We start from the raw sequence: 25,422 nt of genomic DNA, 5'->3' as shown, positions 1-25,422 counted from the left end.
GTCAGTGCTCGTTCACCCGGACGACCGTGCCACCCGTCAGGGTGAGCAGCTCCTCGAAGGTCAGGGGCAGCACGCTGTTCGCGGTGCCTGCGGCGGACCAGATCGTGCCGTACTCGCGCAGCGCCTCGTCGATGACGGTCCGGATCGGCGCGGGGTGTCCGACGGGCGAGACGCCACCGATGGGCTGACCGGTGATCTCCCGCACCTGCTTCGCCGTGGCCATGCTGAGCTCGGTGACCCCGAGCTGGCCGGCGAGGAGGTCCGTGTCGACCCGGTGTCGCCCGGACGTCATCGCGAGCAGGGGTTCGCCGTCGGCCAGGAACAGCAGGCTGCTCGCGATCGCGCCTGGTTCGGTGCCGAGCGCGGCGGCGGCCTGCGCGGCGCTGTGCGTCGAGTCGGGCAGTTCACGGGCGGTGGAGTCGATGCCGGCTTCGGCGACGATGCGCTGGACGGTGGCGAGGCGGTCGTTCATCACCGCCCATCCTCTCCCGATCCGCCGACCGCACGCGAGCATGATCTACCGGCAGGCAGCGCCCATCGTCAACTCGGACGCCTTCGACACTCGCAGGCGTTCGCGCCTCGAATCCTCACGCCGGTGGAGATCGAGGCGCGCCGATCCGACCGAGCGGCAGTACGTTCACGGTCGCGCCAAGCCCAGTCCGCCGATCGAGCGGCTGGTCCGGTTCCTGAAGGGACCACGAGCGCGATGCGATCGCACCGCCCCTACGATGACGGCATGACCGACGGGACGGTGCGATCGCACGCGCAGGGCATGGCCGCCGACAAGGTGCTCGCCGCCACGGGGAGGACCCCGGAGGACTGGTACGCCCGCATCGACGCGGCCGACGGACGGACGATCGGTCATCCGGCGATCGCGACCTGGCTCGTCGACCAGGGCGTCGACTCATGGTGGGCGCAGGGCGTCACCATCGGGTACGAGCAGGCGCGGGGACTGCGGATCCCGGGGCAGCGGTCCGACGGCTCCTTCGCGGTGTCGACGTCCCGGCAGGTGCCCGGCGAACGTGAAGCGGTGCTCGACGACGTCGTGCCGGTGTTCATCGACGCGCTCGGCTTCCCTCCGACCTCGGAGAGCCGAGGCGGGAAGCGTCCGTCGGCACGGTGGACGTTCCCCGATCGCGAGTCAGTGCTCCTCAACACCGAGGACGGCTCCCGGGCGGGCACGGTCCGGATCGCGGTGCAGCGCGAACGGCTCACCGGGCCGGAGCGCATGCCGGACGCCAAGGCGGAACTCCAGGGCCTGCTCGCCGGGCTCTGACCGGCGCCCGACCACGTGAACGGGGGCGCGCGCGGACCGGTCCGTCGGCCCTAGGCTCCGACGGGTGTCTGCACCTCGCTCCCGTTCCTCGCTGATCGTCCTGCTGACGGCAGTGGTCGCGGGGTGCGCCATCGTGGTGTTCGCCGTGCGGGCGCTGCTCCGCGATCCGTCCGACGACGCCGCGTGGGTGGCTGTCGTGCTGGGTGTGCTGTTCGTCGCGTGGGGGATCGCGTTCGACCGACTCCCCGACGACGACGACGACGACGACCACGACCACGACCACCACGACGACGACCACGACCAGGACAACCACGACCGGCGCCGCGTCACGGGCGTCTTGTCGACTGCCATGGCAGCGACGGGCGCGTACGTGGTGATCCGCGCCATCGGCCGTCCGGTCGACTCCGCCCTCGTGGGTGCCCTCACGTGGCCCGCCTGGCGGCTCGTCAACCGGTTCGTCGACGGCGTCGTCCGCCGGCGCGAGGCCCGTGGCGAGGCGGACGGCGCCACCGACTGAGCGCGCCGGCGGCCCGGGTTCAGTGCCGACGAGCCGCCAGCATCTCGATGAGCTGCTGCTGCGTCCCGTCGCGCTCCGACCACCGGAGCGGGAGGACGTTCTGCACGAGGATCTCCGGCGCAGCGCCGGACTGCAGCAGCGAGACCACCTCGGTCAGGAAGTCGTCGAGCGGCATCCCGCCGAAGTCGACCCCTTCGCCCATCAGGTCCGTGGCGACCGCCGGCGGGACGAGTTCGAGCACAGCGACGGACGAGTCGGTGAGCTGCTGTCGGAGGGACTGCGTGTACGAGTGCACGGCCGCCTTCGTGGCGCTGTACGTCGGGGTCGCGGCGAGCGGCGTGTAGGCGAGCCCGGACGAGACGGTGATGATCGTCGACGCCGGGCGGCTGAGCAGGTGCGGCAGGAACGCGTCGATGAGGCGGATGGTGCCGAGCAGGTTGGTCTCGACGGTGGCGACGGCGTCGGTGAGGTGCTCCGACGAGCGAAGGTCCTCGGCGCGCATGATGCCCGACATCGTGATGACCGTGTCGAGCGCCGGGTGCGTCTCGATGACGGATGCGGCCGCTGCGGTGATCGACGCGGGGTCGGTGACGTCGAGCTCGACGGTGTCGAAGCCGTACTCGTCGTGCAGCGAGTCGAGCAGCGCGCGGCGTCGGCCACCGATGACGACGGTGCTGCCGGCGGCCTGCAGGCGCTGCGCGAGCCCGAGGCCGATGCCCGAGGTCGCGCCGGGGATGAAGACGGTGGCGTTCGTGATGTCCATGTCGACCACGATCCGCCCACCCGGCCGGCCGAACCAGAGCGCCGTCATCGGGGGACCGCGGATCCCTGGCACGGACGTCGGCGGCGGTGCACGATGAGGGACATGGACCGCCCCGGGCTCGCCGACTTCCTCCGCCGCCGCCGCGAACTGCTGCGCCCCGAGGACGTCGGGCTCGGGTCCGGCCAGCGTCGGCGGACTCCGGGGCTCCGGCGGGAGGAGGTCGCGGCCCTCGCGGGCATGTCCGCCGACTACTACACGCGGCTCGAGCAGCAGCGCGGGCCACAGCCGTCCGAGCAGATGGTGGCGGCGATCGCCCGAGCGCTCCGGTTCACGTTCGACGAACGTGACCACCTGTTCCGCCTCGCGGGACACAATGCCCCGGCCCGCGTGCACCGCTCCGACCACGTCGACCCGGCGATCCTCCGGGTGCTCGACAGGCTCGAGGACACCCCGGCGATCGTGGTGAACGACCTCGGTGAGACCCTCGTCGAGAACCGGCTCGGTGCGGCGCTGCTCGGCGCGACGATCGGTCTGCCGGGCAACGAGCGGTACCAGCCGTGGCGGTGGTTCATGACGGAGTACGAGCGAGCGAAGTACGCCCCCGAGCAGCACGACCGTCTGGCGCGGGCACAGGTCGCGTCGCTCCGTGCGGCCGTGGGGGCTGCGGGTCCGAACGACTCACGGGCCGTCGAGCTCATCGCCGACCTCGAGGCGAGCAGCGAGGAGTTCCGCGCACTCTGGTCCCTGCACGAGGTGGCCAGCCGCTGGGAAGACCACAAGACCTTCGTGCACCCGGAGCTCGGCCGCATCACCGTGGACTGCCAGGTGCTCCACACGACGAGCCAGACCCAGGCGCTCCTGCTCTTCACCGCACCGGCGGGGACCGAGGACGCGCAGAAGCTCGAGCTCCTCGGCGTCCTCGGACAGCAGATCTTCGCCGGCTGACGCCGCGCGGGCCCGCGCGGCTCGTGCGGCTCGTGCGGCTCGTGCGGCTCGTGCGAGGTTGACCACTCGGTGCCGCCCTACAGGCCGGCACCGAGTGATCAACCTCGCACCACGCGAAGACGCCCCACGCGAAGACGCACCGCGTCACACACTTGGCCACGCGCACCACGACCTGCCTATGGTGGCGAGGTGAGCACTCCGCGCGTGTACGTCATCCACGAGAACCCCGAGTGGTTCCCGCCGCTCGCCGCCGCCTTCGAGGCCGAGGGCGTCCCCGTCGAGGAGGTCCTGCTGACCGAGGGCCAGATCGACCTCGCCGCCGATCCCGAACCGGGCGTCTACTGGAGCCGGATGTCCGCGAGCAGCCACACCCGCGGCCACGAGCACTCGAAGGAGTACACCCGCGCGGTCCTCGGCTGGCTCGAGCGTGCGGGTCGCCAGGTCGTCGGCGGCAGCCACGTGCTCGAGCTCGAGGTGTCCAAGGTCGCCCAGCACGGGCTGCTCCGCAACGCGGGCTTCGACGTGCCCCGCACCACCGCCGTGTTCGGCACGACGACGCTCAAGCAGGCCGCGCGCACCTTCACGGAGGGCCAGGACGTCCCCTTCATCACGAAGCACAACCAGGGCGGCAAGGGCCTCGGCGTCCGCCGCTTCGACTCGCTCGCCGAGTTCGACGCGTACGTGGACTCGGCGGAGTTCGAGGCGCCGATCGACGGCATCACCCTGCTGCAGGAGTACCTGACGGCTCGCGAGCCGTTCATCACCCGGGTCGAGTTCGTCGGGGGCGAGTTCGTCTACGCCGTCCGCGTGGACACGAGCGCCGGCAGCTTCGAACTGTGCCCGGCGGACGCGTGCGAGGTCCCGCAGACGATCGCTGGAGCAGTCTGCGACGTGCCCGGCGTAGGCCAGCCCAATGCCTTCGAAGTCCGGACCGAGGTCACCGCCGAGCACCCCCTCGTCCAGCAGCTCCGCACCTTCCTGGCCGATCAGCGCATCCAGATCGCGGGCGTCGAGTTCATGGAGACCACGGACGGCCGCACCGTCGTCTACGACATCAACACGAACACGAACTACAACCCCGCGGTCGAGGAGACCGCGCCGGCCTCCGGCCCGCGCTCCATCGCGCGGTACCTCGGTGGCCTGCTGGAGACGCAGTACGCGGCGCAACTCACGGCCTGAGAACGCAAGAACCACCCGACTGGAGGCCCGTGGCGGGCCCGCCACGGGCCTCCAGTCCGCTCCGCGCCCCTTCCAGGGCACTCCCCACCTCCCCAAGGAACTCACCCCGTGCGATTCGGATACTGGACCCCGCTCTTCGGCGGCTGGCTGCGCAACGTCGAGAACGAGCACATGCCGGTCACCTTCGACTACGTGAAGCGCCTGGCGCAGCGCGCCGAGCGCATCGGCTTCGACCTCACGCTCGTGCCGGAGCTGAACCTCAACGACATCAAGGGGACGGCCGCGCCGAGCCTGGAAGCATGGTCCCTCGCGGCGGCGATCGCGGCGACGACCGAGCGCCTCGAGATCATGGCGGCGATGCGTCCCGGCTACCACCTGCCGGCCGTGACGGCGAAGCAGGCCGCGACGATCGACGACATCTCCGGCGGCCGCTTCACCTTCAACGTCGTGAGCGCCTGGTGGGCCGAAGAGGCGAAGCAGTACGGCGGGATCTTCTCGGAGCACGACGACCGGTACCGCCGCACCGAGGAGTTCGTCGAGGTCATGAAGGGCCTCTGGCGGGAGACGCCGTACTCGTTCACGGGCGAGTACTACGACATCCAGAACGCCCACCTCGAGCCGAAGCCGCGCGTCACGCCCCGCATCTACGCGGGCGGCGAGAGCGAGGCCGGCAAGTCGAGCATCACGAAGTTCGCCGACGCCTACGTCACGCACGGTGGCACCGTCGAGGAGCTCCGCACGAAGATCGACGAGATGAAGCGCCGCCGCGCCGAGGCCGGCCTGGCGCCGTTCGAGGCGTTCGGCATGGCCGCCTACGTCATCGTCCGGGAGACCGAGGCAGAGGCGCTGGCCGAACTGGCGCGCATCACCGACGTGCAGCACGGCCAGGCGTACGAGTCGTACCAGGATTTCATCTCGAAGTCGCAGCTCGAGCACGTGCCGTCGCTGGAGGACTACTCGGTGTCGAACCGAGGCCTCCGCCCCGGGTTCGTCGGCACACCGGAGCAGGTCGCCGCGCGGATCCGCGAGTACGAGGACGCCGGCGTGGACACGCTGCTGCTGCAGTTCTCGCCGCAGCTCGAGGAGATGGACCGGTTCGGCGAGCAGGTCATCCCGCTCGTGCGGCCGTCGGTCGGCGTGCCGGCCGGGGCGGTCGTCTGATGGGCAGCACCGAGGACGACTGGGCGTTCGAGACCCGGCAGATCCGCGCGGGGTGGAAGTCGGACCCGGGCTTCGGCGGCAACGTCCCGCCGATCGCGCAGACCGCTGCCTTCGTCTACCCGTCCGGCGAGGACGCGGCGGCCCGGTTCATGCTCGACGCGCCCGGACACACGTACTCGCGGGTGAACAACCCCTCGGCCGCGGCACTCGAGCGTCGGATCGCCGACCTCGAGGGCGGCGTCGGCGCGCTGGCCCTCGCCTCCGGGCAGGCCGCGACGTCGCTCGCGGTGCTCGGGGTCGCCCGTGCCGGCGACCACGTCGTGTCGAGCGCCTCGCTCTACGGCGCGACCTACACGCTGTTCGCGTCCACGCTGCGGGACCTCGGCATCGCGTTCACCTTCGTGCAGGACCCGACCGACCTCGACGAGTGGGCGGCGGCCGTCCGTCCGGAGACGAAGGCGTTCTTCGGCGAGTCGATCCCGAACCCGCGTGGGGACGTCCTCGACTTCGCAGGGGTGGCCGGGGTCGCGCACGAGAACGGCGTGCCGCTCATCGTCGACAACACCATCGCGACGCCGTACCTGGTCCGTCCGATCGAGCACGGGGCGGACATCGTCGTGCACTCGGCGACGAAGTACCTCGCCGGGCACGGCAGCACCATCGCCGGGCTCATCGTCGACAGCGGGAACTTCGACTGGGCGGCACAGGCGGCGAAGTACCCGCAGCTCGCGACCGCAGCGGAGTCCGGGTTCGCGAACACGAACTTCGCCGAGAAGTTCGGGCGTCGGGCGTTCATTCAGCGCACCCGGTCGAAGCTGTCCGCGGACCTCGGCCCGGCGATCGCGCCCTTCAACGCCTTCCTCGTCCTGCAGGGCATCCAGACCCTGTCCCTGCGGATGGACCGTCACGTGTCGAACGCCGCCGCGGTGGCATCGTGGTTGGACGCCCACGACCAGGTGCTCGGCGTGCACTACGCCGGCCTGCCCTCGTCGCCGTGGCACCACCTGCAGCAGCGCTACGTGCCGGCCGGGCCCTCGGCGGTGCTCGCGTTCGACCTCGACGGCGGGGTCGAGGCGGGCCGCCGGTTCGTCGCCGCACTCGAGCTCTTCGACCACGTGTCGAACATCGGCGACGTGCGCTCGCTCGTCGTGCACCCGGCGTCGACCACGCACGTGCAGATGACGTCGTCGGAGCGTGCGGCCGCCGGTGTCGGGGACGGCCTCATCCGGCTGTCCGTCGGCCTCGAGCACATCGACGACATCACGGCTGACCTGGCGCGGGGCTTCGCAGCAGCCGCATCGGGATAGGTTGGGGGCATGACCACGCTGGCCGCACCGACCCGCGTACGGACGCGCGCCCCCGGCAAGATCAACGTGTACCTGTCCGTCGGTGCGCTGCAGGACGACGGTTACCACGACGTGGCGACGGCGTACCAGGCGGTCTCGCTGTACGAGGACGTCTCCGCCGAACTCGACGACGAGTTCTCGGTGGCGTTCACCGGGCCGATCGACACCAGCTCGGTGCCCGTCGACGAGTCGAACCTGGCGATCCGGGCCGCTCGGCTGGTGGCCGACGCGTCCGGCTACCGCGGTGGGGTTCGGCTGACGATCGACAAGCAGGTGCCGGTGGCCGGCGGCATGGGCGGCGGGTCGGCCGACGCCGCCGCGACGCTCCTCGCCGTGGACACCCTGTGGGGGACCGCCCTCGGGCGTGAGGAACTCCTCCGGCTCGCGGCGCAGCTCGGCGCCGACGTGCCCTTCGCCTTCGCGGGCGGCACCGCGGTCGGGACCGGACGCGGCGACGAACTCAGCCCGGCGTTGGCGAAGGGCGAGTTCCACTGGGTGCTCGCGCTGAGCGACGACGGACTCTCCACGCCGGCGGTGTACCGTGCCCTCGACGAGCACCGAGAGCGCTACCGGGCCGACATCGCGCCGGCGCCGACGACCCCCGTGGTCGAGGCGAACGTGCTGCAGGCCCTGCGCGCCGGCGACCCGGACCTGCTCGCCGACTGCCTGCACAACGACCTGCAGGCCCCGGCGATGCGTCTGCAGCCGTCGCTCGCGTCGACGCTCGAGATCGGCGAGAAGGCCGGGGCGCTCGCGGGGCTGGTGTCCGGCAGCGGTCCGACGGTGGCGTTCCTCGTCGCCGACCGTGACACCGCGCTCGAGGTGCAGGTGGAGCTCAGTGCGGCCGGGATGGTCGCGGTGCGTGCCGCCGGCCCGGTGCACGGCGCCCGCGTGGTGCACTGACCACCAGCACAGGCACGCGGGGTCGCGACCCGCACGGTCGTGCGTCAGCCGCGCACGTACTCCGTGATGACCACGGTGCCCGTCGTCCAGTGCTGTTCCGCCCGGAAGCCGTGCTCGGCGAGCACCGCCGCGGCCTCGGGCTCGATGTTCCGCGCTTTCACGGTGCCACCGACGAACCACACCGTGTCGATGTCCTCGAGCCTGCTCGGGATCGTCGTCGCGAGGTCGCCCGTCTGGTTCCAGAGGACGCCGGTGTCGGCACCGACCTTGCGGACGCCGAGGTCGGTCATGCCGGCGAACGCGGCCGGGTAGGAGACCCGGATGATGTCCGCCGTGGTGCCGGGGTGGCCGTAGACGCTGCCGAAGACCACACCTTCGTCGGCATCCGCGCGGTTGGCGCTCCGCCCGGCCTCGATGATCGACGCGGCGCGTGCCCAGGTGGAGTCCTGCTTGGCGAGCGGTTCCTTCACCGCGATCGCCGTCGGCACGGACAGCACGAGGACGGCCGCGACGGCACCGGCGAGCAGCGCCTTCGGACGGACGAGCGTGAGTGCCAGGGCGATGAGCAGCGCGACGAACGGCAGGCTCAGGGTCGCGTACTTCGGGGAGTAGAGGTGCTTGCCCATCGCGGTGGCGAGCACGAGCGCGGCGGTGGGGATGACGACGAGGGGCACCGCGACGCGGACGGCCTGGGCCCGGACGAGTGCCCGGACGGAGGGGGAGCGCCGGTGCGCCTCGACGAGCACGGCCACGACGCCGAGCACCATGAGTGCCCAGGCGAACGCGGCGTACACGTCGACGGCGCCGAACCACGCGGTGGCGAACACCTGCGCGACGGTCCGTTCGCCGATGCCCGCGATCCAGGACACCTGCTTCGACTGCGACGCGATCTCGACGACGACGGGGGAGACGGCGACGGCGGCGATCGCGGCCGCGACGGCCCAGCGGAGGAGTGCCCCGCCGGTCACGAGCGGGGCACCGGGGAGTGCCGACGTGCGGTGCACGGTCGCGCGGCGGACCTCGACCCGGCGGACCGCGATCGTCCAGAGCAGGGTCACCGCGTGGGCGACGACCGCCAGGGACAGGTACACGTTGAACGTGACCGCGACGAGCGCCAGCGCGCCGTAGGCCACCCACCAGTGCAGGCTGCGGCCCGTGCGGGTGCGGCGGACCGCGGTCAGGCCGACGAGCGTCAGGCAGACCGCGAGGGTGGTGATGGTGGCGTAGGGACGGCCCTCGGAGCCGGCCCACTGCACGCGCGGCAGGGCGAGGAACACCAGGCCGGCGGTGATGCCGAGCCGGCGGCCGCCGAGCCGTCGCCCGAGGGCCACGACGAGTCCCGCGGCGACGCCGATGGCGAGGGCGCTCGGGAACCGCAGCGTGAACGGCGTGTAGCCGACGAGCCAGAACCAGACGTGCATGAGCGAGTAGTAGAGCCCGTGCACGGCGTCGACGTTGTGGAGCTCCGCCCAGAGCTGCGGCCAGGTCCGCTGCGCGCTCGTGACCGTCGCCGCCTCGTCGTACCAGAGGGACGGCACCCATGCGAAGGCCGCGGTGACGAGCACGCCGAGCGCACCGATCGTGAGCTCCGGGGTCCGGACGACGGCCCCCGCCATGCTGGACCCGACCGCACGAACCCGCGACCGGACCGGCGCAACACCCGTCGGAGCGGGGACGCGAACGGTGCCGGTGGGTGGTGCAGTCACGGTCTGGACGGTAGCCGGACCGGCTGGACGGGGACCCGGCGTCCCGGTGGCCCTCTCTGAGAGTTCCGCATACCGGTATGGTGCGAACACCATGACGAAGCTCCGCATCCGCGACGCCGCGCGGTACCTCGGCGTCAGCGACGACACCGTCCGCCGGATGGTGGACGGCGGGACGTTCACCCGGTCCACCGACGCCTCCGGCCGCACCGTGGTCGACGGGCGGGAGCTCGCCGCGCACATCCGCGGCAGCGGCGGACAGCTCAGCGATCCGTCCGGCTCCAGGAGCTCGGCGCGCAACCGGTTCGTGGGCATCGTCACCGACCTCGTCGTCGACGGCGTGATGGCCCAGGTGGAGCTGCAGAGCGGCCCGCACCGCGTCGTGTCGCTGATGAGCGCCGAAGCCGTCCGCGATCTCGGGCTCGAGGTCGGCACGGTCGCGGTGGCGTCGGTCAAGGCCACGATGGTGTCCGTCGAGGTCCCGGCGGAGGCAGCGGAGTGACGGCCGAGGACGTGTCGGCCGCGCGACGCCGGTTGACCTCCCGGACCGCGGCGCTCGAGGGCGCCGGCGACCGGGCCGTCCGGGCCCTCGCCGACGCGAGCGTCCTGGTCGTCGGGGCCGGGGGCCTCGGTGCGCCGGTGCTCACCTACCTCGCCGGGTCCGGACTCCGCCGGGTCACCGTCGTCGACCACGACGTCGTCGATGCGTCGAACCTCGCGCGCCAGACCCTCTTCGCCGCGGCGGACATCGGCCGGTCGAAGGCCGAGTGCGCTGCCGAGCGGGTGCGCGGCGTGGACCCGGAGCTCGAGGTCGTGGCCGTCGCCGAGGCGTTCCGCCCCGAACACGTCGCCGGGCACGACGTCGTCGTCGACGCGGCCGACAGCGTCGAGGTCACCCGGGCGATCTCCGACGCATGCGCGCGCGCCGGCGTGCCGTTCGTCTGGGGGACGGTGCTCGGGCTCGACGGCCAGGTCTCGGTGTTCCACGACAGTGGTTCGGAGCCGATCGACTTCCACGACCTCCATCCCGACGCACTCCCAGACGAAGGGTCCTGCGCGCTCGACGGTGTGCTGCCCGCGCTGTGCGGCGCGATCGGCTCGGTGATGGCGGCGCAGGTCACCGCCCTGGTCGCCGGGATCGGGGAGCCGCTGCTCGGCCGGGTGCTCACCGTCGACGCCCGCCGCTGGCGCTGGACCGAGAGCCCGCTCCGCCGCGGACCGTCGTCCCGACGGCCGCTGCCGACGGTCGACGACGCACCACCCCGCATCGCGCCGTCGGCACTCGCCGAGCGGCTGCGCGGACCGGGCGACCGCCCCGTGCTGGTCGACGTCCGCACGCCGGAGGAGCTCGCCACCGGGGTCGTCGCCGGCAGCCTCCGTCCGGACGCCCTGGGTGCGGTCGCCGGTGACGTACCGGTCGTCGTGGTCTGCGCCAGCGGCGTCCGGGCCACGGCCTGGGCGCGGACCGCACGCGCCGAGGGGCGCGCAGCCACCGTGCTCGACGGCGGCATCGAGGCGTGGCGGCGCGAAGGGCACCCCACCGCGACGCTCGACTGAGACGCATCTGCGGCTACGATCGAGACATGACGACGCACACGCGCACGCGATCCGCTCTGATCGCCGCTGCCGCATGCGCCACACTGGCCCTCGCCGGGTGCTCGACGACCCCGCCGAGCGCGAGCGGCAGCGCCAGCGGGTCGAGCGCGAGCGGCAGCGCCAGCGGGTCGACCGCGAGCGGCACCGCCGGGCCCACCGGGTCGATCACGGTGTTCGCCGCGGCATCGCTGCAGCAGACCTTCACCACGCTCGGAAAGCTGTACGAGGCGGCACACCCGGGCACGACGATCTCGTTCTCGTTCGCGGGGTCGAGCGACCTCGTCACGCAGATCCAGAACGGCGCCCCGGCCGACGTGTTCGCCTCCGCCGACGAGGCGAACATGGCGAAGTTGGAGAAGACCGACCTGGCCGCCGGGTCGCCGGAGGACTTCGCCACGAACGTGCTCGAGATCGCGGTGGCACCGGGCAACCCGAAGCACATCGAGGACCTGCGCGACCTGACGGCGTCGGACGTCCAGCTCGTGATGTGTGCCGCCCCGGTGCCGTGCGGCGCCGCGACCGCGAAGGTCGAGGCGGCCGCTGGCGTCGACCTCCGGCCGGTCAGCGAGGAGCAGTCCGTCACGGACGTCCTCGGGAAGGTCGAGTCCGGGCAGGCGGACGCCGGCCTCGTCTACGTCACGGACGTCCACGGGGCCGACGGCAAGGTGGACGGCGTGTCCTTCGACGCCGCGGACGACGCCGTCAACACGTACCCGATCGGCGTGCTGCGCGACGCGGCGAACCCGTCGCTCGCCACGGCCTTCAGCGCGTACGTCCGGTCGGCCTCGGGCCAGAAGGTCCTGGCCGCGGCCGGCTTCGGGAAGCCCTGACCCGTGCCCGCACCAGCATGAACGCGGCGCGGACCACGCGACCGGCGCGGCCACCGGTGCCGGCGCGGACCCCGCGGCCGGCGCGCACCCCGGTGCCGTGGTGGCTGCCGATCCCGGCCGTCCTCGGCGGACTCTTCGTGGTCGTGCCCGTCCTCGCCATGGTCGGCCGCGTCGACTGGCGGTCCTTCGGGGACCTCGTCACCTCGCCCGCGTCGCTGAGCGCCCTCGGGCTGAGCCTCGGCACCGCGGCGGCGGCGACGGGCGCGGCGTTCGTGCTCGGCTACCCGCTCGCCGTGCTCTTCGCCCGGTCGACGTCGCGCTGGGTCGGCATCGCGCGGGCCCTGGTGCTCCTGCCCCTCGTCCTGCCGCCGGTCGTCGGGGGCCTGGCGCTCCTGGCGGCGTTCGGTCGGCTCGGCGTCGTCGGGGCGTTCCTCGACGACCACGGGCTCCGCATCGCGTTCACCACGACCGCGGTGGTCATCGCGCAGACGTTCGTCGCGATGCCGTTCCTGGTGACCTCGATCGAGGGTGCCCTGCGCGTCGGCGGAGACCGGTTCGAACGGGTCGCCGCCACGCTCGGCGCCGGTCCGACCCGCACCTTCCTGACCGTCACGACCCCGCGGGTGCTGCCCGGCATCCTGTCCGGACTGGTCCTCTGCTTCGCGCGAGCGCTCGGCGAGTTCGGTGCGACCCTCACCTTCGCGGGCAGCCTGCAGGGCGTCACCCGCACGCTGCCGCTGGAGATCTACCTGCAGCGCGAGATCGACCCGGACACCGCCGTCGCGCTCGCCCTGGTCCTGGTGGTCGTCGCCCTGGTGGTCATCGGGGCGTCCGCCCTGCGGACACGGACGGCCCTCGCGTGAGCGGCGGCCTGCGGGCCCACGTCGTGGTCCCGGAACGCGACGTCGACGTCCGTCTCGAGATCGGCCCCGACGAGTGCGTCGCACTGGTCGGCCCGAACGGCGCCGGCAAGTCCACCGTCGTCGAGGCGCTCGCCGGCCTGCTCCGCACGCGGACCGGCGAGGTGGTCCTCGACGGTCGCGTCCTCACCGGGACACCGGCCCACCACCGGGGCATCGGCCTGGTCGCGCAGCGCGCCGACCTGTTCCCGCACCTGTCGGTCGCCCGCAACGTCGCCTACGGTCCGCGGGCCACGGGTTCGGGCAGCCGGGAGGCACGCCACCGGTCCGCCACGGCCCTCACCGCCGTCGGGGCGGCCGGCCTGGCAGACCGGGCGCCGGGGACGCTGTCCGGCGGGCAGGCGCAACGCGTCGCCATCGCCCGGGCCCTCGCCACGGACCCGGCGCTGCTGCTCCTCGACGAGCCCACCTCGGCCCTCGACGTCGACGCCCGCGCCGAGGTCCGCGCGGCCCTCCGGACGGCGCGCACCGGCCGTCCGACGCTGCTCGTGACGCACGACCCGCTCGAGGCCGTCGCGCTCGCCGACCGGATCGTGGTGCTCGAAGCCGGCCGGGTCGTCGAGGCCGGTCCCACCGCCGGGGTCCTCGGCCGCCCGACGAGCGCGTTCGCGGCCTCGTTCTCCGGGCTGACGCTCGTCCGTGGGACGGCCACGACGGGTGGGATCGCACTCGACGGCGGCGGCGAGCTGGTGTCGGCGACCGGCACCGTGCCTCCCGGCCGCCCCGCCCTCGCCGCCTACCACCCGACGGCCGCCGTCCCCAGCCGCACCGGTGCCGGACCGGCGCGTGTCGTGACCGCGCTCGAACCGCGCGACGGCCTCGTCCGGGTGCGGGCCGGCAACCTCGTCGCCGACGTCACGGTGTCCGCCGCGGCCGGGCTCGACCTGACGCCGGGCGAGCCCGTCCGGATCACCGTGGACGCCGCCGAGGTGGTGGTCTACGAGCCGACCAGTGCGAGGATGTCCTGATGCGCACCTGGACCGCCAAGGCCTGGCCCGTCGGGGTCCCCGTCATCGCGGCGATCGTGCTCGTGTCCTCGTGGGGTCGGTACGACCTCGGGACGTCCGTGGTGGTGCTCGTCGCCGTGGTGCTCGCCGGCACCGTCCTGGCAGCCGTGCACCACGCCGAGGTCGTCGCGCACCGGGTGGGGGAGCCGTTCGGGTCCCTCGTGCTCGCCGTCGCCGTGACGATCATCGAGGTGGCGCTCATCATCTCGCTGTCGAGCTCCGGCGGGGCCCAGGCCGAGACGCTCGCGCGGGACACCGTCTTCTCGGCGGTGATGATCACGATGAACGGGCTCGTCGGGCTCGCGATCCTGATCGGCACGATCCGGCACAACACCGTGCGGTTCAACCAGGAGGGCGCCTCCGCGGCGACGATGACCGTCGCCGCGCTCGCGGTCCTCACCCTCGTGCTGCCGACCTTCACCACCGGCACCGACGACTCGTCGTTCACCGGAGCCCAGCTCGTCTTCGTGGCGCTGGCGTCGCTCGCGCTCTACGGCCTGTTCGTCGTCACCCAGACCGTGGCCCACCGGGACTTCTTCCTGCCGGTCAACCGCACCGGCGGCGTGCTCGAGGAGTCCGAGGACGCCCACGCCGCACGTCCGACCGGCCGCGCCACGATGGTGTCGCTCGGCCTGCTGCTGCTCGCGCTCGTCGCCGTCGTCGGCCTGGCGAAGGTCGAGTCGCCCGCGATCGAGGCCGGCGTCGCCGCGGTGGGGTTCCCGCCGTCGTTCGTCGGCGTGGTCATCGCGCTGCTGATCCTGCTGCCCGAGGGGATCGCGGCGTCGAAGGCCGCGTCGCGGAACCGGATCCAGACGAGCCTCAACCTCGCGATGGGGTCCGCGATGGCGTCGATCGGCCTGACGATCCCGTCGATCGCCGTGGCGTCGCTGTTCATGCCGGGGACGCTGCTGCTCGGCCTCGGGTCGGCGCAGATCGTGCTGCTCGCGCTGACGATCGTCGCGGCGGTGCTCACCGTGCTGCCCGGACGTGCGACGCGGCTGCAGGGCGGGGTGCACCTGGTGATCTTCGCCGCGTTCATCGTCCTGTCCGTCTCCCCGTAGCGCGGGCGGGGGGACGTTCCGCGCGTAGGGGGACGTTCCGCGCGTGGGAGGACGATTCGCGCGTAGGAGGCAAGAACTTCCTGCACCCAATGCGCGATTCCGCTTCCCACGGCACGCGCGATGGGCAGGAACGCTCGACAGGACCCGCTCAGCCGCCGGCGAAGGGCGGCATGACGTCGACGACGGCCACCCCGGCGAGCGACGTCGACCGGTCGCGGGTGGTCACCCCGTCGACCAGGTACGAGCACCGCTCCTGCAGCGTCGCCCACCGTGCCGGATCGGCAGCGTCCACCGCACGGAGCGCGCCGTCGAGCACGTCGGACTCGGTGCCCACCTCGTCCACGCCGACCGCAGCCCGCGCGGCCGCGAAGAACCGCAGCGTCGTCACGGTCAGCCGCCGATCGCGCTCATGCCGCGGGTGGGGTGCACGAGGTCGTCGCTGTCGTCACCGTGGTCCCGCGGCTTCGCCCACATCGCGCGCCGCCAGAGCTCGGCGACCTCGTCGTCGGTCGCGCCGGAGCGCATCGGGCCGAGCACGTCCGTCTCGTCGTCGGAGAACAGGCAGCTCCGGACGTTGCCGTCGGCGGTGAGGCGCGTGCGGGTGCAGTCGGCGCAGAACGACTCGGTGATGCTCGCGATGATGCCGATCGTGCCGAGCTCGGCGCCGACACCCCCGTCGGGCCGACGCTCGAGCACCCGGAAGCGCTCGGCCGGTGCGCCGTCCCGCGGGGCGTCGTCCGGCACGAGGGCGAACGACTCCGAGAGCATCGCGCGCGTCTCGGCGGCGGTGACCATCGACGTGCGGTCCCAGGCGTGGTCGGGGTCGAGCGGCATCTGCTCGATGAACCGGAGCTCGTAGCCGCGGTCGAGGCACCAGCGCATCAGGTCAGGCGCGAGCTCGTCGTTCACGCCGCGCAGCAGCACCGCGTTGACCTTGATCGCGAGTCCGGCGTCGTGCGCGGCCGACAGCCCGGCGATGACCTTGTCGAGGAACGGACGCCGGGTCACCGTGGTGAAGACGTCCGGGTCGACGGTGTCGAGCGACACGTTCACCCGGCGGAGTCCGGCATCGAAGAGTGCCTGCGCACGGTGCGCCAGGCCGATCGCGTTCGTGGTGAGCGAGAGCTCCGGGGCGTCCGGCAGTGCGGCGCAGCGGGCGATCACGTCGACCAGGTCGTGCCGGAGCATCGGCTCGCCGCCGGTGAACCGGACCTTCCGCACGCCGAACCGTTCCGCACCGAGCCGCACGAGCCGCTCGATCTCGGCCGCGGTCATCAGGGCGTCGTCGGGGGCGAAGGGCAGCCCCGCGGCGGGCATGCAGTACGTGCAGCGCAGGTTGCAGCGCTCGGTCAGCGACACCCGGAGGTCGACGGCCCGGCGCCCGAAGCGGTCCACGAGCCCAGCTGCCTCACCGGGACGAGCGGCGTCACCGGGACGAGCGGCGTCACCGCGCGCGGGTTCGCCGCCGGTCGAACCGAGCAGGGTCGCGGGTGCCATGAGCGTCAGCGTACGGGGTCGGGCCGCCGGAACGACAGCCGCCGCCCCCACCGCACCCAGTCCGTCCGGCTGGTGCGCGCGACCGTCACGACCACGATGACGAGCACCGCCGCCGCGAGCCACCACCGGTACGCGTCCACCGACGGCCACACGCCGCGCAGGGCGATGGCGAGCCCGATCGACAGCCACTCCCACCGGCCGGAGAGCACCACGAACGGGATGAGCAGCAGCGCGTACCAGGGGTAGCGCGGGCTCACGGCGAGGAACGTCACGCCGATCATGAGCACCTCGCCGGACCACGGCCGTGCGGGATCGGCCAGCCGCCACGCCACGAACGCAGCGAGCAGCACGAGCAGCCCGACGACCACCGTCGATGCGTCCCCTCGGAACACGAGCGACACGAGGGCGAACCGGGAGCCGTCCTCGTAGCCCTCCTCCGACAGGTACCCCGGCAAGTAGCCGAGCACGTCGAGCCCGGTCGTGAGCACGTACGGCACGTACAGCAGCCCGAAGACGGCGATGCCGACGGGGATCGCCCACCAGTTCCGCCAGCGGCCGAGGACCGGTGGGTAGACGATCGCCGGGATGAGCTTCGTCGCGGTCGCCGCCCCGAGGGCGATCCCGCCCCAGATCGGCCGGCCGAAGGCGACGAGTGCGATCCCGGCGGTGGCGAGGGCGGCGCCGAGGACGTCGACGTGCGAGTTCGTGACGGCCTCGGACGCGACGAGGGGCGACCAGGCCCAGAGCGCCGCCCACCACGTCGGACGCCCGACCCGGCGGAGGACGGCGACGAGCCCGAGCGTCACGCCGAGGGACACGAGCAGCCCGGCGATCTGGAACGGCATGTACTGCGCGGTCGCCGGCACGAAGGCCCGCACGACGGCGAACCAGAGCTGCGCCATCGGCGGGTAGATCGTCGTGACGTCCGGCCGGTTGATCGCCGTGCAGTGGCCGGACGCGCCGTCGCCGAGGCCCCGGTACCGCGGCTTGAGCGGGTCGCACGTGCCGTCGACCTTGTCCGGGAACAGCCAGTCGGGCCGCAGGTGCGCGAGTGCCTCGGACTGCGGGGTGTGCGCGTACGGCGACACCCCGGCGTGTTGCACGATGCCGTCCCAGGCGTACCGAGCAGAGTCGGTGCTGGTGTTCGGCGGGCCGACGATGGCCGCGAGACCGATCACCACGGCGCCGCCGACGACGATCGAGGTCATCCAGCGGACGGGCACGAAGCGGAGCGCGAGCACGGCTCCGGCGAACACCGTCCAAGCGATGAGGGTCCACGCAACGAATGGGGAACGATGACCGGACCGGAGGAACCCCAGATGCGTGATGCCGAAGGCGATGACGCCCGCCAGCGCCAGAACGCCGACGACGGCGAGCACGGTCGGCAGGAGTCGGCCGGGCCGAAGTCGTTCGCTCATGGTGCGACGAGGCTACCGGCGGTCCGGGGCCTGCTGCTGGATGCACGATCCGCGATGGCGTCCCCGAACCGGAACGCGCGCTCGGCCGTCGTGTTCGGCCGACTGCTCGGGGTCGCGTTCCTCGTCTGCTTCGGCACGGGCGTCTACAGCTACCTGCTCCAGCAGCCCCTGCCCGGCATGCGGTTCACGACCCGCCCGGCGCAGCTCTACCAGTTCACGCAGGGCCTCCACATCACCGCGGGGATCGCGATCATCCCGCTGCTCCTCGCCAAGCTCAACGCCGTGATGCCGGCGCTCGTGCAGGTCCCGCCGGTGCGCGGCGTGCTGCACCTGCTCGAGCGGCTGTCCATCGCGGTGCTGGTCGCGTCGGCGATCGTGCAGGTCGGCACCGGCCTGCTCAACACGTACCAGTGGTACCCGTTCCCCTTCCCGTTCAAGCAGGTGCACAACGCGCTGGCCTACGTCATCATCGGGTCGCTCGTCGTGCACATCGGCGTGAAGCTGCGGCTCATCGGCCGGTACTGGCGGAAGCGGGACTCGTACGACGCCGACGGACGGTTCGTCGCGGATCCCGACGCCGGCAGTGAGCTGCTCCCGGTGGGCCTGCAGGAACGGGGTGCGTCCGCCTCGCAGCCCACGGCCGCGCCGACGGTCGCCGCCTACCCCCGCGGCCTCACCGGCCGCGTGCTCCGCTGGGTCGACGGCGCTCCCGCGTCCGGGGCGCAGGCCGACACGGCGGGGCCGAGCCGCGCCTCCAGGCCGACGCCGGAGGCGACCCAGGGTCGACGCGAGCGGATCGCTCGACGTGGGTTCCTGGCGGGCGTGACGGCCGCGACGGCGGGCGTCGTCGTCCTGACCGCGGGGCAGTCGAGCCGCCTGGCCGAACCGTTCAACGTGTTCGGGGCACGGCAGCGGCACCGTGGTCCGAACGACTTGCCGGTGAACCGGACCGCCCGTGCCGCCGGGGTGCTCGCGACCGCGACCGCCGCGGACTGGAGCCTGACCGTCGTCGGGCGTGACGTCACCCGCTCGTTCTCGCGCGTCGAACTCGTGGCGCTCGGCACCGCCGAGGCGGAGCTGCCGATCTCGTGCGTCGAGGGCTGGAGCCAGATGGCGACCTGGAAGGGCGTGCGGATGCGCGACCTGCTGGCCGCGGTGCAGGCCGAGCCGGGGTCGCGGCTCCGGGTGACCAGCCTCGAGCAGCACGGCGGGTACCGGGTGATGGACATGGGTCCGGAGTACGCCGAGGACCCGACCACCCTGGTCGCCCTCGAGCTCAACGGGCAGAAGCTCGACCTCGACCACGGGTTCCCGGCACGCATCATCGCCCCGGGTCGGCCCGGTGTGCTCCAGACGAAGTGGATCGAGAAGATCGAGGTGATCGCATGAGGGCAGCGCGCATCGTGCTCGTCGTGGTCGGCGTGCTCGTCATCGCGTTCGGGGCGTACGTCATGGTGACGACGGTCCGGCCGAACCGGATCTGGGGCCTGGCGACGTGGCTGCTCGGCGCCGTGGTCCTCCACGACGCGATCCTGTCGCCGTTCGTCGTGGCGGTCGGGCTGCTGCTGCGCCGGACCGGTCGCACCGTCCGGGTGTGGGCGCTCGTCGTCGTGCAGGCGGCCGTGGTGCTCGGCAGCGTGCTGGCGCTCGTGGTCCTGCCGGAGATCGCGGCGAAGCACCACGGGCAGAAGAACCCCACCGTCCTGCCGTTCGACTACGGCGCGCGGCTGCTCGCCGTCGAGGGGGTCCTGCTCCTGGTCGTCGTGGCGGTGCTCGTGGTCGCGGTGGTGGTCGGGCGTCGGGACGACCGCGGTCGCGACCGCGACCGCGACCGTGGCCGTGCAGCGCGGGCGCCCGAAAACACTGGTTAAAGCGACAACCATTCGGTAGGATGTGGCCATGACCGACGAGACCCCCTGGCTCACGCGCGAGCAACTGCGCGCGTGGATGAAGCTCGTCGCCGTCATGGAGCTCCTGCCCGCGGCGCTCGACCAGCAGCTCCAGCGCGATGCGGACCTGACGCACTTCGACTACATGGTCATCGCGATGCTGTCCGAGACCGACTCCCGCACGCTCCGGATGTCGGCGCTTGCCTCGGCCACGAACGCGTCGCTGCCTCGGCTGTCCCACGTGGTGTCGCGCCTCGAGAAGCGTGGGCTCGTCGCCCGGTGCCCCTCGACCGACGACCGCCGTGCGACCGACGTCCGGCTCACCGACGACGGCTACGCGGCCATCGTCGACGCGGCGCCCGACCACGTCCGCACCGCTCGCCGCGTGGTCATCGACGCGCTCTCCGAGGAACAGGTCGGCCAGCTCGACGGGATCGCGGCGGCGCTCCTCACCCGGCTCGACCCGGAGGGCCGGTTCGCGGCGCCGCACTACCCCCGCGACGACGCCGACACCGCCATCTGCGAGGCACGACTCACCGGCACCGCGACCGACTGAGCGGGCCGTCACACGCGCCGGGCGATCCCCGGTGCTGCAATAGGCTCGCCGCATGAGTGAGCAGGCTGCGCCGTCCGACACGTACTCCTACCTCGGACCCGCCGGCACGTTCACCGAGGCGGCCCTCAAGCTCGTCGACGCAGCGGCCGGCAAGCCGTGGCGGAGCGTGAACAACGTCGGCGAAGCCCTCGACGACGTCGTCAGCGGCCGCTCGGTCGGTGCCGTGATCGCCATCGAGAACAGCGTCGACGGCGGGGTCAGCGCGACGCAGGACGCCCTCGCCCGGATCCCCGGCGTGCGGATCGTGGGGGAGTACCTCGTCCCCGTCGACTTCGTGCTCGTCGCCCGGCCCGGCACCGCACTCGCCGACGTCCGGACCGTGAACGCCCACCCCGTCGCGTACGCCCAGACGCACCACTGGCTCGAGGCGAACGTCCGCGGCCACGGGCACATCCCGGCGTCGTCGAACGTCGCGGCCGCCGCGGCCCTGCTCGACGAGCACCCGGTCGCCGACGCCGCCGTGGCGCCGCCCGGGATCACGGACCACTACGCGCTGTCGGTGCTGGCGTCGTCGATCGGGGACAACGCCTCCGCGGTCACCCGGTTCGTCCTGGTGTCGAAGACCCTCGCGCTGCCCGAGCCCACGGGCGCCGACAAGACGAGCGTCATCGTCGAGCTGCCCGCCGACCACCCCGGTGCGCTCGTGGACATGCTCGAGCAGTTCGCGACGCGGGGCATCAACATGGGGTTGCTGTCCTCGCGGCCGATCGGCGACGAGCTCGGCCGGTACCGGTTCGTCATCGACCTCGACGGGCACGTGCAGGACGAACGCGTGGCCGACGCACTGCTCGGCCTCCGGCGGTTCAGCCCGCGCGTGACGTTCCTCGGGTCGTACCCGCGCGCCGACGGGGTCCGCCCCGAGGTGCCGGCGCGCTACTCGGACGCGGCGTTCGTCGAGGCGCGGGACTGGCTGCGCGCGATCGTCTCCGGCGAGCCCGACGCGCGCTGACGCGCGGCGCGCGGGCGCGCGGGCGCGCGGGCGCGCGGGCGCGCGGGCGCGCGGGCCCGCTGCGCCGGCGCGGCCAGCGTCGGCGGGGCGGCCGATCCCGGTCCCGCCGCGACCACACAACGGAAATCACCCGGAGCCGCACGATGACGCGGTTCCGGGTGATTTTGGTTGTGCGCTGTGCGCTGTGCGCTGTGCGCTGTGCGCTGTGCGCTGTGCGCCGCGTGCGCTGCGCGGCGCGCGCCGCGCCGCGCGCTGTACGCCGCGACCGAGGTGCGGCCCCGCGCGCCGCACGCAAGGCGCCGCGCGCCAGTCCGGCCCCCGTGGCCGCCGCACAACGGAAGTCACCTTGAACCGCGCGATGACGCGGTTCCGGGTGACTTTGGTTGTGCGCCGCGTCCGCGGAGCCGCGCGCGGCCGCGGCCGCGGCGCGCGCCGCGCCCTACCGCCTGCGGCCGCCGCGACCGGGGTGCGTCTCGACCGCGGGGACGCGGACGTCCAGCGACCCGGGGTCGATCCGGGCCCGGAACGCGACGATCTCGCCCACGGGGTCGCCGTCGATCTCGAACTCGTCCGGCTTCTCGAGGCGCAGCGTGAACTCCTCGCCACGCATGTAGCGGAGCGGCCGTTCCTGCTTCGCGGCGTTCGTGATCCGACGGCCGATGAGCGTGTCGGACAACGCCGAGCGACGGAACCACCGCAGGATCCCGTTCTCCCAGAACACCCGCGCGCCGATCCGCACCCAGCCGAAGAACCCCCGCGGGCGCATCACGACGATGTCGAACACCCCGTCGTCGATCTCGGCGTCCGGCAGCAGCATCGCGTTGGCCTGCAGCATGCCGCAGTTGCCGACGATGACGGAGTGCGCCCGCACCGATCCGTTGCGCGCCGACTCGTCGAGCCGGTACCGGAACTCGAAGCCGTCGGTGTCCCGCACGGAGCGGAACAGCGAGTCGAGGTAGGCGAGCCAGCCGACGCGCTTCTTCAGCTCGGGCCGGGTGTTGGCGAGCATCCGGGCGTCGAGCCCGAGGCCGGCCATCACGACGAAGCCGAACCGGTCGCGGGAGCCGTCGGGGCGCTCGACGCCGAGGAGGCCGAAGTCGATCGGCCGGTCGTGCCCGGAGAAGATCGCCTTCGCCATGCCGCCGAGGTCGTCGAGCGGCAGCTTCATGTTGCGGGCGAGCAGGTTGCCGGTCCCGCTCGGCAGGAGCGCCAGCGAGGCGTCGGAGCCGTGCACCACCTCGGCGACCGCTCGGACGGTGCCGTCACCACCCGCGGCGGCGACGACGTCCGCACCCGCTTCGAGGGCGGCACGTGCCTGTCCGCCGCCCGGGTCCTCCTCGGTGGTCTCGAACCACAGGGTCTCGGCCCAGCCGGCTTCCTGCTGGTGCTTGGCCACGGTGCGCTTGAGGGTCGGCAGGTGGACCTTGACGGGGTTGTAGACCACCGCGGCCGTCCGCTGCTCGGTCTGGAGGGCGTCCTGCTGCGCAGGCGCGGTCTCCGAAGGGGTCGACATGCTCCAACGCTACCGACGGGAAGCGCCGGTGGCATGCGGGGCGCGACCGTGAATCGGCCTGGAGGCGCGTGGCGGGCCCGCACCGCGCCTCCAGGCCGTCTCGGACCCAGCCCGCAACCGGCGCTGGTTAGGATGATCCGGTGATCGATCCCCAGCTGCTGCGCGACAACCCGGACGTCATCAAGGCCTCGCAGGAGGCCCGTGGCGCCTCCGTCGCCGTCGTCGACGAGGCCGTCACCGCGGACGCCGCCAGGCGTGGCGCGATCACCGCGTTCGAGTCCCTCCGGGCCGAGCAGAACGCGTTCGGCAAGACCGTCGCGAAGGCCCCGAAGGACGAGAAGGCCGCGCTCGTGCAGCAGGCCCAGGCGCTCGCCGCGAAGGTGAAGGAGGCCCAGGCCGAGGTCACCGCCGCCGAGGACACCTTCAACACGGTCGTCCGCGCGATCCCGAACGTGGTCCTGCCCGACGTTCCGAAGGGCGGCGAGGACGACTTCGTCACGCTCCGCACCGTCGGCACCAAGCCCGAGTTCGACTTCGAGCCGAAGGACCACGCCGACCTCGGCGAACACCTCGGCATCATCGACATCCCGCGCGGGGTGAAGGTCTCGGGGTCGCGCTTCTACTTCCTCCGCGGCCTCGGCGCACGCCTCGAGATCGCGCTCATGTCGCTCGGCCTCGACCGTGCGATCGCCGCCGGGTTCGAGCCCCTCATCACGCCGACGCTCGTGCGCCCCGAGACGATGGCCGGCACCGGCTTCCTCGGCGAGCACGCGGCCGAGGTGTACCGGCTCGAAGCCGACGACCTCTACCTGACCGGCACGAGCGAGGTCGCGCTCGCCGGCTTCCACGCCGACGAGATCCTGCCCCTCGACGAGTCCGGCGACGGGTTCCGCTACGCCGGCTGGTCGACCTGCTACCGGCGCGAGGCCGGTTCGGCGGGCAAGGACAACCGCGGCATCCTCCGCGTGCACCAGTTCAACAAGCTCGAGATGTTCGCCTACGTGCACCCGGACCTGGCCGAGGCCGAGCACGAGAAGCTCGTCGGGTACCAGGAGCAGATGCTGCAGGACCTCGGGCTGCACTACCGCGTGATCGACGTCGCCGGCGGCGACCTCGGCACGAGTGCTGCGCGCAAGTTCGACATCGAGGCCTGGGTGCCGACGCAGGGCACCTTCCGTGAGCTCACGTCGACCTCGAACTGCACCACGTTCCAGGCCCGCCGGCTCGACATCCGCTACCGCACCGAGAGCGGGAAGACCGCGCCCGTCGCGACGCTCAACGGCACCCTCGCGACCACCCGCTGGATCGTCGCGATCCTCGAGACCCACCAGCAGGCCGACGGCTCGGTCGTCGTGCCGGAGGTCCTCCGTCCGTACCTCGGTGGCGTCGAGGTGATCGAGCCCCGATGAGCACGCAGGGGCGGTTCGTCGACGGCGGTTCAGACTCCGGGGGGTCCGTCCGGACCAAGCGGTGGCTCGTGGCGCTCGACATCGACGGCACCACCATGCGCGAGGACGGGGTCGTCACCGAGACCGTGATCGACGCCCTCCGCGACGCCGAGGCCGCCGGGCACGAGGTCATGCTGTCGACCGGTCGCAGCGAGGGCATGACCGTGCCGCTGCTCGAGACGCTCCGCATCCGACCGAAGTACCTCGTGTGCGCGAACGGCGCCCTCACCCTCGCCCGCCGTTCCGACGGGTCCTACGAGCGGGTCCACGTCGAGCGGTTCGACCCGTCCGAGGTCCTGCGGACCGTGCACGGTGCGCTCGAGCACGCCGCGTTCGGCGTCGAGGACGAGGCCGGGCACTTCCTGCTCTCCGGCAACTTCCCCGACGACGCGATGACCGTCACGGGCGAGCACGTGCCCTTCGAACGGCTGCTCGGCGTCGAGGCGACGCGCGTCGTCGTCATCTCGCCCGGCCACGACACCGAGGACTTCCTGCAGATCGTCGAGCAGATGGGTCTGCACAAGGTCTCGTACTCGGTCGGTTGGACCTCGTGGCTCGACATCGCTCCCGAGGGCGTGACGAAGGCCACCGCGATGGAACGCGTGCGCGAGTGGCTCGACATCCCGCGCTCCCGGGTCTTCGCCGCCGGCGACGGCCGCAACGACATCGACATGCTGCGGTGGGCGTCGACCTCGGGCCGTGGCGTCGTGATGGGGCAGGCGCCCGAGGACGTCATCGACGCGGGCAACGAGCTCACCGGCGGCGTGACGGACGACGGCCTCGCCGCCGCGCTGGAGTCCTTGCCGCGCTGACGCGCGTCACGTCTCCCGCGTGGGCGCGCACGCTCGTCTGTGTGCGTGCTCCGGCTGCGAGGGAGGCCTGGAG

At 72.7% G+C, this 25,422-nt stretch carries 26 protein-coding genes; 19 read left to right on the top strand and 7 right to left on the bottom strand.

What is annotated here, in order from left to right:
• Position 1: 1 nt before the first annotated feature.
• On the bottom strand, positions 2-472 hold the full coding sequence (locus EDF64_RS11390; RefSeq protein ID WP_133520104.1) for a YbaK/EbsC family protein: 471 nt from the start codon (positions 470-472) through the stop codon (positions 2-4).
• A 264-nt stretch (positions 473-736) separates the two neighbouring features.
• Here EDF64_RS11390 and EDF64_RS11385 point away from each other — a divergent pair, with 264 nt between their 5' ends.
• Both EDF64_RS11385 and EDF64_RS18225 read left to right on the top strand, forming a co-directional pair.
• Positions 737-1,276, top strand: a complete 540-nt coding sequence (locus tag EDF64_RS11385) for a hypothetical protein (protein ID WP_133520103.1) — start codon at positions 737-739, stop codon at positions 1,274-1,276.
• 64 nt (positions 1,277-1,340) lie between these two features.
• Positions 1,341-1,793 carry a hypothetical protein gene (locus EDF64_RS18225; RefSeq protein ID WP_166645695.1) on the top strand — a complete coding sequence of 151 codons (453 nt, stop codon included), beginning with the start codon at positions 1,341-1,343 and terminating at the stop codon, positions 1,791-1,793.
• A gap of 19 nt (positions 1,794-1,812) precedes the next feature.
• Here EDF64_RS18225 and EDF64_RS11380 read toward each other — a convergent pair whose 3' ends face one another.
• Positions 1,813-2,604 carry an SDR family oxidoreductase gene (locus EDF64_RS11380; RefSeq protein WP_243736359.1) on the bottom strand — a complete coding sequence of 264 codons (792 nt, stop codon included), beginning with the start codon at positions 2,602-2,604 and terminating at the stop codon, positions 1,813-1,815.
• Between the two features lie 54 nt (positions 2,605-2,658).
• Here EDF64_RS11380 and EDF64_RS11375 point away from each other — a divergent pair, with 54 nt between their 5' ends.
• From EDF64_RS11375 to EDF64_RS11355, 5 genes are all read left to right on the top strand, one after another.
• Positions 2,659-3,501 (top strand): helix-turn-helix transcriptional regulator, encoded by an 843-nt coding sequence (locus EDF64_RS11375; protein WP_133520102.1) that lies wholly within the window; start codon positions 2,659-2,661, stop codon positions 3,499-3,501.
• A 189-nt stretch (positions 3,502-3,690) separates the two neighbouring features.
• Positions 3,691-4,680 (top strand): ATP-grasp domain-containing protein, encoded by a 990-nt coding sequence (locus EDF64_RS11370; protein WP_133520101.1) that lies wholly within the window; start codon positions 3,691-3,693, stop codon positions 4,678-4,680.
• A gap of 108 nt (positions 4,681-4,788) precedes the next feature.
• Positions 4,789-5,841, top strand: a complete 1,053-nt coding sequence (locus EDF64_RS11365) for an LLM class flavin-dependent oxidoreductase (protein WP_133520100.1) — start codon at positions 4,789-4,791, stop codon at positions 5,839-5,841.
• Entirely contained in the window at positions 5,841-7,148 is a 1,308-nt protein-coding gene (locus tag EDF64_RS11360) for an O-acetylhomoserine aminocarboxypropyltransferase/cysteine synthase family protein (protein ID WP_133520099.1), read from the top strand. The genes EDF64_RS11365 and EDF64_RS11360 overlap by 1 nt, the downstream gene beginning before the upstream one ends.
• A 9-nt stretch (positions 7,149-7,157) precedes the next feature.
• A complete protein-coding gene (locus tag EDF64_RS11355) occupies positions 7,158-8,090 on the top strand; it encodes a 4-(cytidine 5'-diphospho)-2-C-methyl-D-erythritol kinase (protein ID WP_133520098.1) in 933 nt (310 codons plus the stop codon).
• Positions 8,091-8,134: 44 nt separating this feature from the next.
• Here the strand turns inward: EDF64_RS11355 and EDF64_RS11350 are convergent, their stop codons facing one another.
• Entirely contained in the window at positions 8,135-9,796 is a 1,662-nt protein-coding gene (locus tag EDF64_RS11350; RefSeq protein ID WP_133520097.1) for a glycosyltransferase family 39 protein, read from the bottom strand.
• 91 nt (positions 9,797-9,887) lie between these two features.
• Here EDF64_RS11350 and EDF64_RS11345 point away from each other — a divergent pair, with 91 nt between their 5' ends.
• Genes EDF64_RS11345 through EDF64_RS11320 form a run of 6 tightly spaced genes read left to right on the top strand, consistent with a single transcriptional unit; the run spans position 9,888 to position 15,207 of the window.
• Positions 9,888-10,295 carry a TOBE domain-containing protein gene (locus tag EDF64_RS11345; RefSeq protein ID WP_133520096.1) on the top strand — a complete coding sequence of 136 codons (408 nt, stop codon included), beginning with the start codon at positions 9,888-9,890 and terminating at the stop codon, positions 10,293-10,295.
• A complete protein-coding gene (locus EDF64_RS11340; RefSeq protein ID WP_133520095.1) occupies positions 10,292-11,350 on the top strand; it encodes a HesA/MoeB/ThiF family protein in 1,059 nt (352 codons plus the stop codon). Before EDF64_RS11345 ends, EDF64_RS11340 begins: the two co-directional genes overlap by 4 nt.
• 26 nt (positions 11,351-11,376) lie before the next feature.
• Complete coding sequence (gene modA / locus EDF64_RS11335) at positions 11,377-12,219, top strand: molybdate ABC transporter substrate-binding protein (RefSeq protein ID WP_133520094.1); 843 nt, start codon at positions 11,377-11,379, stop codon at positions 12,217-12,219.
• Between the two features lie 56 nt (positions 12,220-12,275).
• Positions 12,276-13,082, top strand: a complete 807-nt coding sequence (locus EDF64_RS11330) for an ABC transporter permease (protein WP_243736358.1) — start codon at positions 12,276-12,278, stop codon at positions 13,080-13,082.
• Positions 13,079-14,107 carry an ABC transporter ATP-binding protein gene (locus EDF64_RS11325; RefSeq protein WP_133520092.1) on the top strand — a complete coding sequence of 343 codons (1,029 nt, stop codon included), beginning with the start codon at positions 13,079-13,081 and terminating at the stop codon, positions 14,105-14,107. The genes EDF64_RS11330 and EDF64_RS11325 overlap by 4 nt, the downstream gene beginning before the upstream one ends.
• The gene (locus tag EDF64_RS11320; RefSeq protein ID WP_133520091.1) at positions 14,107-15,207 is read left to right on the top strand and encodes a calcium:proton antiporter; all 1,101 of its coding nucleotides are present in this window, start codon (positions 14,107-14,109) and stop codon (positions 15,205-15,207) included. Before EDF64_RS11325 ends, EDF64_RS11320 begins: the two co-directional genes overlap by 1 nt.
• A gap of 148 nt (positions 15,208-15,355) precedes the next feature.
• Here EDF64_RS11320 and EDF64_RS11315 read toward each other — a convergent pair whose 3' ends face one another.
• The 3 genes from EDF64_RS11315 to EDF64_RS11305 are packed head-to-tail and all read right to left on the bottom strand — an operon-like array spanning position 15,356 to position 18,122.
• Positions 15,356-15,595, bottom strand: a complete 240-nt coding sequence (locus EDF64_RS11315) for a MoaD/ThiS family protein (protein ID WP_243736357.1) — start codon at positions 15,593-15,595, stop codon at positions 15,356-15,358.
• 2 nt (positions 15,596-15,597) lie between these two features.
• Positions 15,598-16,704: a GTP 3',8-cyclase MoaA gene (moaA, locus tag EDF64_RS11310; protein ID WP_133520089.1), complete on the bottom strand. Its 1,107-nt coding sequence runs from the start codon at positions 16,702-16,704 to the stop codon at positions 15,598-15,600.
• A 5-nt stretch (positions 16,705-16,709) separates the two neighbouring features.
• Entirely contained in the window at positions 16,710-18,122 is a 1,413-nt protein-coding gene (locus tag EDF64_RS11305) for a glycosyltransferase family 87 protein (RefSeq protein ID WP_133520088.1), read from the bottom strand.
• A 54-nt stretch (positions 18,123-18,176) separates the two neighbouring features.
• Here EDF64_RS11305 and EDF64_RS11300 point away from each other — a divergent pair, with 54 nt between their 5' ends.
• The 4 genes from EDF64_RS11300 to pheA are packed head-to-tail and all read left to right on the top strand — an operon-like array spanning position 18,177 to position 21,576.
• Complete coding sequence (locus EDF64_RS11300; protein ID WP_133520087.1) at positions 18,177-19,511, top strand: molybdopterin-dependent oxidoreductase; 1,335 nt, start codon at positions 18,177-18,179, stop codon at positions 19,509-19,511.
• Positions 19,508-19,993, top strand: a complete 486-nt coding sequence (locus EDF64_RS11295; RefSeq protein ID WP_133520086.1) for a hypothetical protein — start codon at positions 19,508-19,510, stop codon at positions 19,991-19,993. The genes EDF64_RS11300 and EDF64_RS11295 overlap by 4 nt, the downstream gene beginning before the upstream one ends.
• Before the next feature lie 28 nt (positions 19,994-20,021).
• Entirely contained in the window at positions 20,022-20,567 is a 546-nt protein-coding gene (locus EDF64_RS11290) for a MarR family winged helix-turn-helix transcriptional regulator (RefSeq protein ID WP_133520085.1), read from the top strand.
• Positions 20,568-20,619: 52 nt separating this feature from the next.
• Positions 20,620-21,576, top strand: a complete 957-nt coding sequence (gene pheA / locus EDF64_RS11285; RefSeq protein WP_133520084.1) for a prephenate dehydratase — start codon at positions 20,620-20,622, stop codon at positions 21,574-21,576.
• 439 nt (positions 21,577-22,015) lie between these two features.
• Here the strand turns inward: pheA and EDF64_RS11280 are convergent, their stop codons facing one another.
• Complete coding sequence (locus tag EDF64_RS11280; RefSeq protein WP_133520083.1) at positions 22,016-23,089, bottom strand: diacylglycerol/lipid kinase family protein; 1,074 nt, start codon at positions 23,087-23,089, stop codon at positions 22,016-22,018.
• 140 nt (positions 23,090-23,229) lie between these two features.
• Here EDF64_RS11280 and serS point away from each other — a divergent pair, with 140 nt between their 5' ends.
• Positions 23,230-24,498 (top strand): serine--tRNA ligase, encoded by a 1,269-nt coding sequence (serS, locus tag EDF64_RS11275; protein WP_133520082.1) that lies wholly within the window; start codon positions 23,230-23,232, stop codon positions 24,496-24,498.
• Positions 24,495-25,349: an HAD family hydrolase gene (locus EDF64_RS11270; protein ID WP_133520081.1), complete on the top strand. Its 855-nt coding sequence runs from the start codon at positions 24,495-24,497 to the stop codon at positions 25,347-25,349. Before serS ends, EDF64_RS11270 begins: the two co-directional genes overlap by 4 nt.
• Positions 25,350-25,422 lie beyond the last annotated feature (73 nt).

Source organism: Curtobacterium flaccumfaciens (assembly GCF_004361695.1).
GTDB classification, from domain to species: Bacteria; Actinomycetota; Actinomycetes; order Actinomycetales; family Microbacteriaceae; genus Curtobacterium; species Curtobacterium flaccumfaciens_B.
The sequence above is the reverse complement of the archived record's forward strand: the minus strand, read 5'-3'. Positions and strand labels throughout refer to the sequence as shown.